Source organism: Sorangium sp. So ce281 (assembly GCF_051527395.1).
Taxonomy (GTDB): Bacteria; Myxococcota_A; Polyangia; order Polyangiales; family Polyangiaceae; genus Sorangium; species Sorangium cellulosum_B.
Genome location: NZ_CP150322.1, coordinates 11974998 through 11990907, shown reverse-complemented (window position 1 = coordinate 11990907; position 15910 = coordinate 11974998). Strand labels below are relative to the sequence as shown.

Sequence of the window (15910 nt, the reverse complement as noted above, 5' to 3'; positions counted from 1 at the left end):
GCCGCTAGAGGTTGAGCTGCAGCTGCAGCGCCACGGCGTCGTTGTCGAGCGGGACGCCGTGGCGCTCCTGCCGGTGGGTGAAGTCGGCCTGCGCCTTGAGCGTGTTGTCGATGAAGTGGTAGCTCGCGCCGGCGGTGAGGGCCCAGCTGTCCGTCTCGTCCAGGAGGTCGAGGTTGGGATCGAGCCACTCGAACCGCGCGCTCACCCCGAGCTTGATGCGCCTCACGAAATAGCCCACCTCGCCGACGAGCCCTATCGACGTGACCGGGGCGAGCTGGCCGAGCGGCTGCGTCGGGGTGCTCTCGGGGTCGCTCTGGTTCCAGAGGAGCTCGGCCAGCGCGTGCGCGCCCGCGGCCTGGACCAGGACGTCGGCGCCGATGCCGTGGATGTCGCGCGTCCCGCCGTCGCTGAAGAAGTAGCTCGCGCCTGCGCCGACGCGGAGGCGCGAGACGGCGAGGTCCTGCACCGAGCGAGGGAGGGGGCCGAGCGGCTCGGTGGCGAGCCGCGCGACGTAGGCGATGTGGTCGAAGCGGTTGCCGAAGCTCGCCGCGTTCTCGACATAGCCGGCGAAGAACTGATCCGAGCGCTGGAAGCCGTTGAACATGCCGGCGAAGTAGCTGAACGCCCTGCCCCGGAAGTGCCCCTCGACGTGGAGCCCGACCTGGCGGGAGGGCGCCATGGCGCGCACGGCGAGGGGCCGCTCGATGAGCGCGCCCTCGCCGGCGCCGGCCATCGCGGAGCGGCTGAACGGCACGTCGTGCGCGCCGAAATAGAGGTTCGCGAACGGGAAGTGGGCGTAGCCGATCCACGCCTCGGAGAGCCGCGCCGAGCCGTCCGCGCCCCCGGCGAGCTCGCCCGAGATCGCGAACGGCACGTACCCGGCGAGCCTCCCCGCGAAGCCGACGCGGGCGCGCCGCAAGCGGAACCCCTGCCCCTCGGCGACGTCCCCCGCCTGGAGGAAGGCGTCCTCGCCCACGTAGGGGACGGCCTGCGCCTGCACGAGCACGAGGGGAGAGAGCGCGAGGCGGCCGATCGCGACCTGGAACGGCGGCTCATCCGCGGACGGCGCGGCGGCCGCCCCGGCAGGTGACGGCGCGGCCGCGATCGCGGCGGGCGGCGCGGCGCTGGACGGCGCGGCGCCTGCCGGCGACGCGCTTTCGGCGGGTGCTCCGGGTGCGGCGACAGCGGACGGCGCGACAGCGGCAGGCGGTGCGTCCGGCGTGGCCGCGGGGGTGCCGGGGGTGACCCCGGCAGGTGGCGTGGCCGGCGCGCCGCTCGGCGGCGCAGTTCCGGCAGGCGGCGTGGCCGGCGCGCCGCCGGGGGGAGCCGCGCCGGGCGGCGGCGCGACCGGGATGGCTGGCGCGACCGGGATGGTCGGCGCCGCGGGCGGGGGAACCGGGAGCGCGTCGGCGGCCGGAGGCTGGGCTGGCAGCCGCTGGGCGGGCTGCGCGCTGGCCTGCGGACACCAGAGCGCCACCGCTGCCAGGAGGATCGGGGCGAACGCAGCGCCGTCCGGCGCCGTTCTGCCCCCGCGGCGCCGCGGCCGGGCACATCGAGGATCCGCACCGCGACGAGTCCATGCGCAAGGTGTCATTGGCGTCCGTGCTGGCCGGCGGGCGAGAGGAATCGCGACGAACTCGGCAACAGCACCGCCGGCAGGCGCCTTCGTCTATCGCACGTGTCGACAGGGTGTCAACGCGCCGCCTCGCACCCGCGCGCACCAGGCGTGTTGCCCTTTCCGGGCAGCTGCGATGGGCGTACACTGATTGCTCCCGAACCCCGCGGCGCTCGACGTCGATCGCCGCCCGTTCCCGGAGGCGGGCTCGCCCCGCCGCCGCGCGGAAGGCCGGAGTAGCCGGCGCTCCGCGCGGTCGACCTCTCGCTGGATGTCCGTCAGCCGCGCGAAGGCGCGCAAAGGAGGTGGTGAATGAGGGTGTGCAGGAAAGCGCACGGCGCGGCCGTGGCGCTGCTTGCGGTGCTGGCTGCGCCTGGCCTGGCGCAGGCGCAGGAGGTCGGGCCGCCGCCCCGGTCGCCCGCAGAGCGGACTGCGACGGTGCTGTCCGACGCACAGTTCAAGGCGCGGTTGGAGGCGCTCGCAGCGGAGCTTCCGTCCGCGCAGATGGGACGTAACTGGAAGCGTGTGGTCGACGAGGCGCTACAGCGGGTGACCGATCTGCCGCAGGTGAGCGCGCCGGCGCTTCCGTCCTCCGACATTCTTGAGGATCCCGAGGCGCTGGTGGCGCTCGACGACCCGACGCAGGGGTTTCCGGAGGCGGGCGCGACATTCGAGCTGGGCCGCTATGAGGTGACGCTCGCGCCGGTGGTGCTGCCCGTGTCACCGGTGGTCTGGAACCTGCCTGGCGAGCAGGGGATCCTTCCCGGCGCACGGGTACGGCTGCCGTGGGCCGTTCCTTAGTCCAGCCTCCCGGTTGAGAAGAATCTCCGACCGGAGGCTCTCGACATGGTGGTGGAGCAATTTGAACATGAAGGCGGGAAGGCGGGAAGAAAAGATCAATAATCCTCCCGTTTTCCCGCCCTCATGTGAATCACTCCGGGGCAAATTAGGCCACCACCCGGGCTTGACGTTCCCCAGGTATCCGAATCTCCTGTCCTGGCGCCTCGGCGCAGCTCCTCCATGCACCATCGCTCTGCCATCCTGCTTGTCATCGCGCTCGCGGCCGCCGCGTGCAATCAGGCGTGCCAGCCGACACCTTCGCCGGTCATCGCGCAACCGCCGAAGCCGGCCGACACGATCGTGGCTGCACCGGTCGGCGCCCCCTCGCCGGACACACCCGAGTCGACGGCGACCGAGGGGGCCGACGCAGGGCACGGCGCGGCGCCGGAGCCGGCGGCCGTGTTGCTCTCCACCGCGGGCGACATCGACGGCGTGCCCGGCGACGAGCAGATCACGCTGCGCGCCGGCGGAGTGTTGTCGGCCGGCGCCACATCGATCCATGTCGAGATCGAGCCGAGCCCCGAGGTGTACTGGAAGCAGCAGGCCCGGCTCGAGATCGTCGATCTGGGCGGCAAGCGACGGGGCGTCTCGTTCGCCGCGCCCACGGCCGACCTCGAGGATCCGCCGGATCGCTACCGCGTCTACGTGCTGCACAAGGGTTCGCTCGTGCCCGTGCTCGATGAGGTGATCGGCGCGTATGGCATCAACGAGCTCCAGTTCCCCGGCGATGGGACCGCCCGCTACATCGAGGACGGGTGGACGGCGTGCGACCGCGTCGCAGGGGCGAAGAGGGTCGCGAGGGAGCAGGTCACGTTTCGGCTCGACGCCGCCGGGACCAAGATGGTCGAGAGCGGCCGCAAGCCGACGCGCCATGTGCAGGTGTGCGACGAGCTCGCGGCGTGCCCCTACGTCGACGTGCTCGACGCCGGCAGGTCACGCAGGCTCGGCGAGATCCTCCGCGACGTGCGCGGCGCGCGCGCGGCGACGGTGCAGTCGCTCGATCTGGGGGACCACGGCGCCGGGCCGATCACGATCCGGATCTCCGAGGAGAAGGCCGAGGTGACGTTCCTCGACGAGGTGTTCGTCGAGGCAGGCGGCGCGCGGATCCACCCCCGCAGCTGCGACGTCACGCCGAGCCCTGCGTACTGCGCCGCGGGCGGGCGTCCTCACGTCCTGCGCCAGGGCGATGCGCTCGATCTGGTGTTCGACGCGGGAGGACACGTCGTGTTGTTCGCCCGCGGCTACTACGTCCCGACGCCCACGGCGGCAACACGCGAGGTGCGCTGAGCGACCGGATCGTCGCGGGTCTCCGCCGAGCCACGGGGCGCTGCTCGCGCCGCGGCTCAGCACGTCGAGGGAGCTGTGCAGCCCGCGGATGTGGTTCCCGCCGTCGACCGCGCGACCGCCTTCATGAAGAGAAAAGGGCCCTTCATGTCCGTCCCGCTCACGGACGTGCCAGACGGCGCTGCCGCCCTTCTCCTGCTGGACGCCACCGACGGGACGGGCAGGAGAAGGATCTTCGATTTTTGCATTCACGAAGCTCAGGTCTTCAATACCGCTCAGCTCTTTCAGGAACGACAAGGACGCATGATTGGCTCTCCAAAACTCAAACACGCTCTTGCTCCCATACCTGGCTTTGATAACTGCCTCCTCCAATGAGGTAAATTTATCCTCGACGACAACCTTACCTTTCACGAGCCTCACATTTTTTGACATGGATATTACGCCCAACGGCCAGCCTACCGGCTTTTGAGCCGCTCCGGGCGCGCTCCGGGCCACGACCCGAGGAGGGTCACCCGGCGGCCCTCGGGCCGGGAAGCCCGGCGCTACCCCTTCTTCGCCCCGGCCCCGCCCGCCCCCTCCGCCGAGGGCCCGATCATCCTCTCCGGCCGCACGATCGCATCGAACGCCTCGCCATCGAGGACCCCCAGCGCGAGCGCCGCGTCGCGCAGCGTGGTGCCCTCGGCGTGCGCCTTCTTGGCGATCTTCGCTGCGTTGTCGTACCCCACGTGCGGGTTCAGCGCGGTCACCAGCATCAGGCTGTCGCGCAGGTTCCGCTCGATGCGCTCGCGGTTCGGCTCGATGCCCCGCGCGCAGTGCTCCTCGAACGACGCGCAGCCGTCGGCCAGCAGCCGGATCGACTGCAGCACGTTGTGCACGATGAGCGGCTTGTACACGTTGAGCTCGAAGTTGCCGCTCGCCCCGCCGATGCCGACCGCGACGTCGTTGCCGAGCACCTGCGCACACAGCATCGTCATCGCCTCGGCCTGGGTGGGGTTCACCTTCCCTGGCATGATCGAGCTGCCCGGCTCGTTCTCCGGGATCGTGATCTCGCCGATCCCGCAGCGCGGCCCGCTCGCGAGCCAGCGGACGTCGTTCGCTATCTTGGTCAGGCCGCACGCCAGCGCCTTCAGGGCGCCGTGCGCCGCGACGAGGGCGTCGTGCGACGCGAGCGCCTGGAACTTGTTCGGCGCGGTGACGAAGGGCGCCCCCGTGAGCTCGGCGATCTTGGCGGCGACCTTCACCGGAAACTCCGGGTGGGCGTTGAGCCCCGTCCCGACCGCCGTGCCCCCGAGCGCCAGCTCGTGGAGCGGCGGGAGCGCGCGCTCTACCGCGGCGATGCCGGCGTCGAGCTGCGCCACGTAGCCGGAGAACTCCTGCCCGAGCGTGAGCGGCGTCGCGTCCTGCAGGTGGGTGCGGCCGATCTTGACGATGTCCGCGAACGCCGCGCTCTTCTGCGCCAGGGTCTCGCGCAGCCGGCGGACCTCCGGGAGCAGGCGGCGCTCGATCTGGAGCGCGGCGACGACGTGCATGGCCGTCGGGAACACGTCGTTCGAGCTCTGCGACCTGTTCACGTCGTCGTTCGGATGGACCGGCGATTTCGAGCCCATCACGCCGCCGCTCATCTCGATCGCGCGGTTCCCGATGACCTCGTTCACGTTCATGTTGGTCTGGGTGCCGCTGCCCGTCTGCCAGACGACGAGCGGGAAGTGGTCGTCGAGCTTGCCCTCGATCACCTCGTCGGCCGCCGCGACGATGAGCGCGCACCTGTCCGCCGGCAGGAGCCCCAGATCGCGGTTCACGAGCGCCGCCGCCTTCTTCACGGTGGCGAGCGCGGCGATCATCTCCCGCGGGAAGCGCTCGCCCCCGATCCGGAAGTTCTCGAGGGAACGCTGCGTCTGCGCCCCCCAGTAGCGGTCGTCCTGCACCGCGATCGGCCCGAAGCTGTCCTTCTCGATGCGCGTCCCCATGGCCGCGTCTTAGCGGCGGCGAACGCGCCCCTCAAGCGGCGCGAAGCCCTGTCGCCGGCGCCCGCGCAGGCGCGTAGGCGCATTCGCGCCGCGGGGGCAAAAAGCGGGCGTGCTCTTGTTTTCCCGCCTGTTTTTTGCGAAGTTCCGGGCCGCGCACGCGCGAGAAACACGGAGATCAGCATGGCCGGCATGGACACAGTACCGCGGGAGCTGCTGCAGGCTGCCTACAGGCGCAACCCGATTCACCTGCTCAAGATCCCGCTTCATTTCGGCATCTGGGCCGCGGTCACGTGGGTGCTGTACGCGACGCAGCACCACCCGCTCGCCATCCCGATCGGGGTCGCCTGCTCGTGGTTGATCGCCAACCTCGTCCGCGGCCTCGGCGCCGTGGCGCACGACGCCGTCCACGGCAGCTGCTCGCGCTCGAAGCTCACCTCGTACCTCATCGCCCTGCTCTGCTGGGCGCCGACCGGCATGAGCGTGACGCTGTACACGAACTACCACCTTCATCATCACAAGATCGCGAACACGTACCCTGACGTCGACAACTTCGTCGTCACGGATTACACGCGGAACCCCGTCCTCGCGAGGCTCCTGCTCCTCGCCGTCTACACGTTCGCCTATCCGCTCTACTTCCTCGGCTGCATGGCGCGGTACGTGAAGCGGCTGTCGCCGCTCCAGCGCGTCAAGATGAACGTGGAGCTCCTCGGCTTCTACGGGCTCATGGCCTTCTTCTACTGGGTCATGCCGCTCCAGGTGTTCTTCTTCTTCTATGTCCTGCCGTTCGTCTTCGGCGCCATCCTCGCCAGCGTGACCTCGATGATCGAGCACTACGAGATGCTCCCGGGGGAGGACGCCTACAGCTCTCGCACCTACGGGACGAGCGCGCGCGTCACGAACTTCCTCTGGAACAACGTGACGTACCACAACGAGCACCACAAGTTCCCGGGCATCCCGTTCTACAACCTGCGCAGCTTCCACGAGGCGGCGTACCCCTACTACGATGAGCGGGTGAAGTCCGCCTGCCACCCGTCGATCGTCGGTATCGCCCTCTCGCTGTACGGCCGTATCCTGAAGCTCGATATTTCGAAGCTCGACGAGCGGTACCGCGGCCTCAACAAGGACGACGAGCGGCGGAAGATGATGGCGCTGAACGGCATCCAGCCCGGCGCCACCGCCTGAGCTGGACGAAGGGCTCAATCCGCGGCGAAGCAGTAGATACGGCCCGCGCCGCCCACCGCCACGAGCTGCTGCTGGCTGCAACCGGCGGGAGCGTGCACCGAGTTCCACGAGTTGTAGGGGGCGCTGCCGTTCATGCCCGGACCGAGGCCGTCGGAGTGCCCCACCTGCGGCCCAGGCGTGGCGGTGGACGACGTCCAGTCGTTGCACGTGGCGGCCAGGGCCGTGCCGTCCGCCGCCGAGCCCGTGAGGATGTCGTGCTCGTTCGGCGTGGGAGAGCCCTGCCACTGGCCGTTGATGGGGTTGCCTTTGTGATCGACGAAGAGCTCCGGGTTGCCCCCGGGCAGGGCGTGCAGCGCCTCGACACTGGCGGCCACCGTGACGCCCTTGGCGTTGACCCAGGGCCCCTTGCCGATGCGATCGCGGGCGTTCTCCGTGCTCGTGCTCAGGTACGCGCGCCACGTGCGACCGCCGGCGCCCACCTCGGCCGCCAGCGCCTGGCAGGTCGCGTCCGCGCCGGCGATCCCGCCGAGATCGCCGCCGCTGTCGCTCGGGGTGGACACGAAGAAACCCAGCGATGACGTGCCCGGGTCCCCGCCGGCCCCGGTAGCGGGCCCGCCTGCGGTCCCCGCGCCGCCCTCGCCTGCGCCGCCCTCGCCTGCGCCGCCCGAGCCGCTCGTCGCGCCCGCCCCACCAGCGCCGCCTCCTCCGACGCCCGAGCTCCCCGACCCGCCGCTGCCTCCGGTACCGCCGCTCGAGGCGCTGCTGGTCGAAGTGCTGCTGCTGGTCTGATCATTACTCGTACCGCTGGAATCGGATTCATCCGAGCAGGCCGTAGAGGTGACGAGGAATGTTGCGGAAAGGACGATGTAGATCTTGTGCACGGCAGAGCTCCTGAAGGGGCGAATGGCGCGCACGATACCGACAGCTCGCCCCTTGCCGCAACTCTCATCCTGACAATGCCCTCCTCGACGCCTCCGTTCGCTGGCACGTGACCCGCGCGATGACGACATTCCCGCCCCGGATCCCCGCCCCCGCGCCCGTCGAGCGCGCCTTCCGCTGCGCCTGGCGCGAAGCGTCGCGCACCAAGCTCGACACCGAGGAGCACACCGCGCTAGCCGCGCTCGGCCGGTGGCTCGACGAGCCGGACCTGCCCTATGCGATCTTGCACGGCCCGCGCCCGAGCCGACGCGCGGTCGTGGCCGCCCACATCGTCCGTGCGCAGCAGCAAGGCACCGCCTACGCCGCGCAGCTCGTGCCGATCGGGCCTGATCTCAGGCTCGAGCGCGACCTGGTCGCGCTGCTCACCTCGCGGCTGCGCGCCGATTATGTGGGCGGCCCACCTCGGCTATTGCGCACGCGGATCGCGGAAGAGCATCTGCGCGTGGGGCCGACAGAGGGCGAGCCGTCGCTGCTGCTCGCGATCACCGACGTCGAGGAGGCGGAACCGCTCGTCTCCTGGCCAGCGCTGTTCTCCGCCGTGGGTCCCCGCGTCAAGGTGCTCGCCACCGTCGAGGGCGACGACGCCACAGCCCGCGCGTGGATCTCGCGCCTCGGCTTCGATCCGGCGCGCACGCGGATCCATCCGCTGCCGGTGCGGCCCTGGCCTGTGCCGGGCGATCCCGCGGAGTTCCTCGAGACCGCAGGCGCCACATCAGCCAAGCTCCTCGGCCTGCTCTCGGTCGCCTACGGCCGACTTCGCGACGACGAGATCACGACCGCCCTCGGGGCCCCCATCGAGGGTGCCTTCGCCGGGATCGAGCCGCTTGTCACGGTCATCAAGGGCACGTACGCGTTCCGCTCGAACGCGGCCCGCCGCGACGTAGAGGCGCACCTCGACCGCGACACGCGGGACGCGTCACGCCGCCGTCTCCTATCGCTCCCGCCGGCCGGCTATCCGTGCGCCTACGCGCGCGCCCACCTGGAACAGGCCGCCGCGCCGCTCCAGGCATTCGCCGCGCTGGTCACCGAGGAGCACCTCGCCCGCTGGATGGCCCGGCCCGAGGCCTACCTCGGCTTCGTCGCCGACCTCGAGCGCGTGCGCCGCCACGCCATCGAGCCGCTTCCAATGAGTCACGAGGCAACGGCCCTCGCGGTGCGCGCGGCCCTTGTCGAGGCGAGCGTGAACCAGTGCGCCCGCCGCAAAGACCACGGTGCCCCGGTGGGCGTCGAGCCGTTCGCTCGGAAGGCGCCGATCGCGGACGAGCGAGATCAGGCCAGGGCGCTCACGGCGCTCGGCGCGGCGATGGCGGCCGGCCCGGCGCGCGCCGAGGTGCTCGCATGGGCCACGGACGCCGCACGGCGCACCCCGCAGGTCGAGTTCCGCGGGGCAGGCCTCCTGAGCCTCGCCGACGTCGTCGGGGGCGAGGCGGGATACGCGTTCGCGCGGGAAGCGCTCGCCGCGTATCGGACCACGGAGAACGCGGAGGAGCGAGCGCGCCAGATGCTCTTCGTGGCGAAGTGGTTGCCTCCAGAGGAAGGGATCGCCGTCGTGCGCGAGGCGCTCGCCGTCCTCCGTGACAGCGGCGGAGATCCTGGCGATCTCGACCTGTTCGCCGACCGCTACCCGCGTGCGGTCGCCGAGGCGCTCTGGCCCGACGCGGAGGCGCTGCCTGGGCCCGCGCGGGCGCGAGCGCTCGCCGCGCTCGCGCGCGGCCTCGGCGATCCCGAGCGCGTACGCGCCGCCTTCGCCGCGGTGGAGCAGCACGTCAACCCGTACGACCTGCTGATGCAACGGACTCTCGCGGAGCTCGTGCCGTTCCTCGACGCCCCGGAGGCCCGCCGCGCCGCAGCGCTCGCGCCCCAATTCGGCGAACAAGCGGCCGAGCTCATCGAGAGCCTGGTCCCGCGCCTCCGGGCGCTGGGCGATCCCGCCGAGGACCTGCTCGAGACGCTGCCGGAAGCGGCACGCGTGCGGGCGCTGGCCCGCAGCCTCCCCTTCGCAGCGGAGCCGGCGCCGCTGCGGGCGCGGATCGACGAGGCCATCCAGCAGGCCAAGCCGCGCGAGCGCGGCTGGATGCTCTTCGACGTCTGCCCCTGGTTCGCGGCGACGGGCCACAGCGACGCGGTGCTCGCCGCGGTCGCGCCGCTCAGCGAGGGTGCCCGCCTGACCGCCCTTGGCATCCTGGCGCGCCACGATCCCGCGCGCGCGCCCGAGCTCACGCGTCAGGCCCTTCCGCTGGCTCTGCACTTCGGCGCCGACGAGCCGAGCCGCCTTCTCGACCTGGTCCCGCTGGCCCGCCATTTCCCGCCCGAGGGCGCCGCCGCGGCGCTCGGCATCCTGCTCGACGCGGTCGCCGACGAATACCGCGGTGCCGCGCTCGCGGGCGACGGCGTGACCCTCGTGAAGCTCGCGCCGCTCATCGCCGCGCTCGCGGGCGACGAGGGCCTGGCCGGCGCGGCGCGCGAGGTGGTGCAGGTCGCAGCGTGGTTCCCATGAGCGCTGCTGTAAACGCGGGCGGCCGAACGCCCCCCTGCCCTGGTGGCGCGGCCGTGGCGCCCTCGGAGCGTTCCGCTACGGGCCGTGCTCGGCGCTCGTCGAGTCGTGGGACGACGCGCTCGGCCGGTGGATTGAGGGGCCGGAGCTACCGTGTGCGATCCGGCACGGCCCGCGCCCAAGCCGGCGCTCGACCGTGGTGCGGCGCGGAGGTCTCGTCGCAAGGTCCGGTCGCCGGTCACACCGTACGCTGGTTCGATGATTGCGGAGGTCGACAGCCGACATCCCTAGGCACGCCCGATGAGGGCCGGCGGCAGCGTGCGGGCACGGAAGCGCCGGTCGACCGCGGCGAGCTCCCCAAGATCGCGCTGTAGCCGCGGGGAATCGCGATTCTCCTGCGGCAACTCGCGTTCCGAACCGTTCGGCGAGGCATGTGCCACGGGCACAGCCCGTCCGGAGCGCTCGGAAGCCGATGCGCCGCGGGAAAGCCGCCTTCCGGGCCGCTCCAGGCCCGCCTCACCGCCGGATCCTCGGCCTCCGACCGGCTCCAGGCCCGCCTCACCGCCGGATCCTCGGCCTCCGACCGGCTCCAGCCGCCCAAGCCGCAAGGGATACTCCTCTCGGGTCGAGCTGCTCGGCCCCCTCGGCTCGCGGTTCGTGCGCCGCTACAGCACGGGCGCCTGCGAGCGCGACATCGGCCGACGGCTCGACCTACCGCCTCTCTGAGGTGCGCGACGCCCATGGCAACACGACGCGGCTCGCCTGCCGCGACGGGCGCATCGTGAAGCGCACGTTCGAGCGAGCGCCCGACGGGCAGCGGCGCGAGCTGTCGAGCGTGCGCTTCGTGTGGGACGGACCAGCTACCGCTTCTTCGTCGCCATCGCCTTCACGACCGCGTCGACCGCCGTGACCAGCGAGCGCCTGAAGGCGTGCAGCCGCTGCTCCGCCGCCGATCCCTTCGCGACCGGCTGGTTTGGCGCGAAGCTGAACCAGGACATCGACAGCCCGAGGAGGAGGACGAACAGGTCCTCGGCGCACGGCTTCGGCGTCGCCCCGAGGTCGTAGGCCGCGGCGAGCTCCTGCACCTTGGCGGTCGCGACGTCGTGCTGCGCCTCGTCGGGGAGCTCGAGCTGCCTCCACATCATCATCCGCACGCTCTTCGGATTCTCGACCAGGTGATCGAAGACGCCCGCGACGAAGGCCGGCAGGTCCGACGCGTCGAAGGGCACGGCGTCGAACGCGATCTGGCACCGCTCCTCGAGCACGCTGCGGAACAGGCCCTCCTTGGAGCCGAAATAGGCGTAGATGGCCTGCTTGTTCGCCGAGGCCCGCTCCGCGATGCGGTCGACGCGCGCGCCGGCCAGCCCTCGCTCGGCGAACTCGTCGAGCGCAGCGTCGAGGAGCCTCTTCTTGGTCGCCGCCGAGTCGTAGCGCATGGGTGGATCCTTCATGGAGCACACGCCGTGGCGCGCGGCAAGGAGAGCGCGCCGCCGCCTCGCCCAGTTGACACGGCGAAGGCCGCTCCCTAGATTTAAACCATCCAGTTGGTTTAACGCCGATGCGCGCGCCGTCGATGACGATGACGAGGGCGCCGCGCGGTGTCGAGATTGCAGAATTGCAGACGGCGGCGTTGCCGGAGCGCCAGGGCGCTGCCGGCCGCGGCGCGGTGGCGACAACGGCGCGCAGAGAACAGATCTTTCCACAGGAGCCACGGAGTAACGCATGAAGATTGCCATTGTCGGCGCCGGTAGGATTGGAAGCACCTTTGCCTTTCAGCTCGCGCGCGCGGGGCACGAGGTGACGGTGGTCGCCCGTGGAGCGCGGCTGGAGCAGCTGCGGCGGGACGAGGCGATCGTGAGCGCCTCGGGCGAGCGCGCGGCGGTGCGCGTGAGCGCCGCGCTCGACGCGACGACGCCCTGGGATCTGGTGCTCGTGACGGTGCTCGCCTTCCAGGTCGACGCCGTGCTCCCTGCGCTGGCCGAGAGCGCGGCGAGGTCCGTGATGTTCATGTTCAACACCTTCGAGCCGCTGGGCCGCCTCCGAGAGGCGGTGGGCCCGGCGCGCTTCGCCTTCGGCTTCCCCGCGATCCTGGCGACCCTCGAGGACGGCAAGCTGACGTCGAAGGTCGTCACCCGGGGCATGGTCACCACGGTGACGGACGCGGCGTGGGCGAAGGTCTTCACGGACGCCGGCATTCCCGCCGTCGTGCACGCCGACATGGAGAGCTGGCTGCGCACGCACGCGGCGCTCGTCGCGCCGGCGATGGTGGCTATCGTCACGGCGCACGCGCGGAACGCAGGCGTGTCGTGGGCAGAGGCGATGCGCCTCGCGCGCGCCATGGAGGAAGGCCTCCACGTGGTGCGCCGCCTCGGAAACACCATCACGCCGGAGCCGATTGTGACGCTGAGCCGCCTGCCCACGCCGGCGGCGGCCGCGCTCCTGTGGGGGCTCAGCAGGGTCGACGCCGTCCGCAAGACGGGCGCCGTCGGGCCCGGCGAGCCGCGCGCGCTGATCGACGCCATGGCCGCCGCGGCGCCGGGTCAAACGCCGACGCTGCTCGCCATCCGCCCCTGAACCCCTGAAGGAGAAGGCAGCGAGCCCATCTGGACTGCTCGCTCTCGAGCTTCAAGCGGCGCCTCCGGCAGTCGGACCTGCGTGCTCTCTCAGCCGGCGTGGAGGATCCGAAAGCGATCGGGCTCCGCCGGATCTCGATCGACGACCTGGACTGGCGGCCAAGCCCACTGCCAAACGCTGATGCCTGGCGCGCGGGAGAACCGGATCTGCCCGCGGGTGCCTTCGACCGCGACGCGCGCCCAGGATTCGGCGGTGCGCGCCCGGTCCGCGCCGTGAGAACGCAGCACACCGGTGAGCACGGCGACCGTGTCGTAGCCCTCGAAGGCGACGAAGGAGGGCGCTTCGGCCAGCCGCTCGCGCAGCGCCGTCTCGACTCGGGCGCCGAGCGGGCTGAGGCGCTCGGGCAGGTAGCGCAAGAACGGGATCGCGGCGCTGTCGCCGCCCAGCAACGTCGCCCATTCGGCGAACTCCGGTTGCCCGGCCGGAGCACCGATCATGATCTCGGCGAGGCGCTGGTCGCGGCGGACAGACCTGACGATCGACACCGCCGGCTCCGGGTAGCCGACCAGAAGAAGGAGGGCTGTCGCGCGATTGCCGGCGAGCTCGTCGCACACGGCCGCCGGGGCGAGCGCGCGCATGTCGAGCTCGATGACGGTGCCGCCGCGTGGAGCGAGGTGGTCCCGCAGAAGGCGGGCCCCGGACGCCCAGTAGACGCTCGAGTCGGCGGCTACGGCGATGCGCCTGTGGCCCGCGCCGAGGAGGAAGTCCGCGTAGATCCGCCAGCCGTGGGACTGCGCCGGGGCGAGGCGCGCGACCCATTCCGCTGGCTGTTCGGTGAGCGCGTCGAGGACCGCTGACGAGCAGAGGAACGGCAGGCCGAGGGCGTCGGCCCTGGCGGCAGCGGCGCGGGCGACGACGCTGTGATACTCCCCCGCCAAGGCAGCCACGCCCAGGCGAGCCAGCTCATCGACGGCCGCCGCGGCCCTCTGTGGATCGGCCGCGGTGTCTCGGACCACCAGCTCGAGTGGTCTTCCGACGATCCCGCCGGCGTCATTGACCTCGCGAACGGCCAGCTCGAGTCCAGCGAGCAAGTGCCGGCCTGCCTCGACCCAGCCGGGCCGAGTTAGCGGAACGAGAGCGCCGATCAGGACGGATGATCCGTCGGTCCGCACCGCTCCAGGTGGCGACAGTGGCGTATTCATGCGTTGGCGTCACCCGTGGAACGATTCGTTACACCATGCCTGCAACGCAGAGTAGCAAGGCCCGATAGCACGGGTCCATCCATTTCGCCGTGGCGGGCGCACCTGGGTGACCATGCCGGACATTGCATCCGCCCACCATCTCCAGCGGTGGACCACGCCAGACGCCGTGTCCACGAGGGTAGGCCAGCACATCTTGGGGCTCGATCCGCACGGGGCCTACCGAGCGAGGCTCGCGAGAGCGCGCCGTCCTGGCCTCGCGCGGCCGGCGTGGGGGTGATTCGGCGCCCGCCTCGCGACGCGAGGAGCGCTGGCCGATCCGCGCGCTCGCTCCTACAAGCGCTCGATGATGACGCTCCGGGTCTGGTCGTCGAAGCTCTGGGCGGCGAGGTTCGCGTCTGTCGTGAGGACGCGCGACCCGGTCGAGTATTGCAAGAACCAGTCGTAGAGCGTCACCTGGAAGCCGGGGGGGACGCGGACGGAGCTGACCCTCTGGTCCCAGTTGGCCCAGGGGCCGCCGAAAAAGACGGCGGAGCCGACGCCGTACAGGAACGATTCGCCCGAGAAGTTGGCGTGCTCGTAGAAGGTGACGACGTCCAGCTGCGGGTCCGAGGCGTTCGAGACGACGATGCCCGAGAGCACGTCGTTGAAGCCCGCGGCCACGAGATCCGTGTCCGAGGTGAAGATGCGCACCTCGCCCCCGAAGTCGTGGTGGATGAAGGCCGTGACCCGGAGCCCGGCGGGGACCTTGATGGCGCTCGCGCGGTTGTCGCCGATGATCGTCGTGTTCAGGAGGTTGTGGTGGCCGATCCCGAAGCCCTGCGAGATGCCGGAGAAGTTCGAGAGATCGTGGAGCACGACCTGGTTGCTGGGGTGGACGGTGGGGCCGGCGGCGATCGTGGCGTCGATCCACGCCCGGTGGCGCGCCACGTCGACGCCGGTGACCGTCGCGTGCAGGTTCGTGCCGTCCTGTCCGCTCGTGGCCGAGAACACGGCGACCTGGCGCCCGTCGACGAACCACGGGCCGCCGGAGTCGCCGCTCCAGCCCGCGCCCGTCACGCCCGTCGCCAGGAGCTCCTCGACGGAGTACCAGCCGTCGATGTGGAGGGTCGCCTTCTTGAGCGACGGCGCCATCACCAGCGGCGTGCCCTCGCTCCCCCAGCCGTAGGCCGTCGCGTCCCTGTCGATCCAGGTCGACGTCGCCTCGGCGAGCTGGACGAACGGTCCATCGGCGTCCTCGGTCAGGTGGAGCAGCGCGATGTCGGCCACGGCCGAGGGCACCTCGACGGCGTCGACCGCGATGCGCTGGCCCGCGAGGTACGTGTTGCTGCCGACGCGCACCGCCGAGGTCTCGCCCTCGTCCGCGATGCAGTGCTGCGCGGTGAGCACCCAGCGCGCCGCGACGAGGGTGCCTGTGCACTGGTAGAAGTCGCCCGTGCTCCGCACGTCGAAGACCTGCACGGCCCAGGGGCTCGCCTCGGCGAGCTCGCCGCCGATGATCGCGGACGAATGCGACCCCAATGCATCGAGCGTCTCGTCGGACGCGCCTTCAATCGAGCAGCCCGCGGAGAGGCCGAGCGCGGCGCCCGCGCACACCGCGAGACCAAGCTGATGACCAAGTTCTCTCTTCTTCATTCTGCCTCCACATCATGATTCTGTTCAGACGATCGTTGGCGCCGACGGAGTCCGCCTCCGCCAGGAGCCAGTGCTCGTCAGCAAGCCGAAGCAAGCCGAGTGACGGGGCCTGTGATTGCGTCGTGCCGGGCTCGGCGACGGCATCTCCAAGCAGACCCATGGGGGCACCAGGCTGAAACCG

Annotated in this window: 13 protein-coding genes; 7 read left to right on the top strand and 6 right to left on the bottom strand. The window is 71.2% G+C overall.

Annotated elements, in window-relative coordinates; translation table 11 throughout:
* Positions 1-4 precede the first annotated feature (4 nt).
* On the bottom strand, positions 5-1477 hold the full coding sequence (locus WMF27_RS46020) for a porin (protein ID WP_437762528.1): 1473 nt from the start codon (positions 1475-1477) through the stop codon (positions 5-7).
* 450 nt (positions 1478-1927) lie between these two features.
* Between WMF27_RS46020 and WMF27_RS46015 the strand changes: the two genes are divergently transcribed.
* The 3 genes from WMF27_RS46015 (at position 1928) to WMF27_RS46005 (ending at position 4114) form a co-directional block, all read left to right on the top strand.
* Positions 1928-2416, top strand: a complete 489-nt coding sequence (locus WMF27_RS46015) for a hypothetical protein (protein WP_437762529.1) — start codon at positions 1928-1930, stop codon at positions 2414-2416.
* A 219-nt stretch (positions 2417-2635) separates the two neighbouring features.
* The gene (locus tag WMF27_RS46010; protein WP_437762530.1) at positions 2636-3742 is read left to right on the top strand and encodes a hypothetical protein; all 1107 of its coding nucleotides are present in this window, start codon (positions 2636-2638) and stop codon (positions 3740-3742) included.
* 144 nt (positions 3743-3886) lie between these two features.
* Complete coding sequence (locus tag WMF27_RS46005; RefSeq protein ID WP_437762531.1) at positions 3887-4114, top strand: hypothetical protein; 228 nt, start codon at positions 3887-3889, stop codon at positions 4112-4114.
* A gap of 167 nt (positions 4115-4281) precedes the next feature.
* Here the strand turns inward: WMF27_RS46005 and fumC are convergent, their stop codons facing one another.
* The gene (gene fumC, locus WMF27_RS46000; protein ID WP_437762532.1) at positions 4282-5706 is read right to left on the bottom strand and encodes a class II fumarate hydratase; all 1425 of its coding nucleotides are present in this window, start codon (positions 5704-5706) and stop codon (positions 4282-4284) included.
* 189 nt (positions 5707-5895) lie between these two features.
* Between fumC and WMF27_RS45995 the strand changes: the two genes are divergently transcribed.
* Positions 5896-6888 (top strand): fatty acid desaturase family protein, encoded by a 993-nt coding sequence (locus WMF27_RS45995; RefSeq protein WP_437762533.1) that lies wholly within the window; start codon positions 5896-5898, stop codon positions 6886-6888.
* A gap of 14 nt (positions 6889-6902) precedes the next feature.
* Here WMF27_RS45995 and WMF27_RS45990 read toward each other — a convergent pair whose 3' ends face one another.
* Positions 6903-7448 (bottom strand): hypothetical protein, encoded by a 546-nt coding sequence (locus WMF27_RS45990; protein WP_437762534.1) that lies wholly within the window; start codon positions 7446-7448, stop codon positions 6903-6905.
* Here WMF27_RS45990 and WMF27_RS45985 point away from each other — a divergent pair.
* Both WMF27_RS45985 and WMF27_RS45980 read left to right on the top strand, forming a co-directional pair.
* Positions 7441-7677 (top strand): hypothetical protein, encoded by a 237-nt coding sequence (locus WMF27_RS45985; RefSeq protein WP_437762535.1) that lies wholly within the window; start codon positions 7441-7443, stop codon positions 7675-7677. The two genes, WMF27_RS45990 and WMF27_RS45985, sit on opposite strands and share 8 nt — an antisense overlap.
* Before the next feature lie 211 nt (positions 7678-7888).
* Positions 7889-10324 (top strand): hypothetical protein, encoded by a 2436-nt coding sequence (locus WMF27_RS45980; protein ID WP_437762536.1) that lies wholly within the window; start codon positions 7889-7891, stop codon positions 10322-10324.
* A gap of 857 nt (positions 10325-11181) precedes the next feature.
* Here the strand turns inward: WMF27_RS45980 and WMF27_RS45975 are convergent.
* A complete protein-coding gene (locus WMF27_RS45975; RefSeq protein WP_437762537.1) occupies positions 11182-11757 on the bottom strand; it encodes a TetR family transcriptional regulator in 576 nt (191 codons plus the stop codon).
* A 286-nt stretch (positions 11758-12043) separates the two neighbouring features.
* On the opposite strand from WMF27_RS45975, the gene WMF27_RS45970 reads away from it, so the two are divergent.
* Positions 12044-12895 carry a ketopantoate reductase family protein gene (locus WMF27_RS45970; protein ID WP_437762538.1) on the top strand — a complete coding sequence of 284 codons (852 nt, stop codon included), beginning with the start codon at positions 12044-12046 and terminating at the stop codon, positions 12893-12895.
* An 89-nt stretch (positions 12896-12984) separates the two neighbouring features.
* Here the strand turns inward: WMF27_RS45970 and WMF27_RS45965 are convergent, their stop codons facing one another.
* Complete coding sequence (locus WMF27_RS45965) at positions 12985-14097, bottom strand: ABC transporter substrate-binding protein (RefSeq protein WP_437762539.1); 1113 nt, start codon at positions 14095-14097, stop codon at positions 12985-12987.
* A gap of 330 nt (positions 14098-14427) precedes the next feature.
* The gene (locus WMF27_RS45960) at positions 14428-15729 is read right to left on the bottom strand and encodes a trypsin-like serine protease (protein WP_437762540.1); all 1302 of its coding nucleotides are present in this window, start codon (positions 15727-15729) and stop codon (positions 14428-14430) included.
* Between the last annotated feature and the right edge of the window lie 181 nt (positions 15730-15910).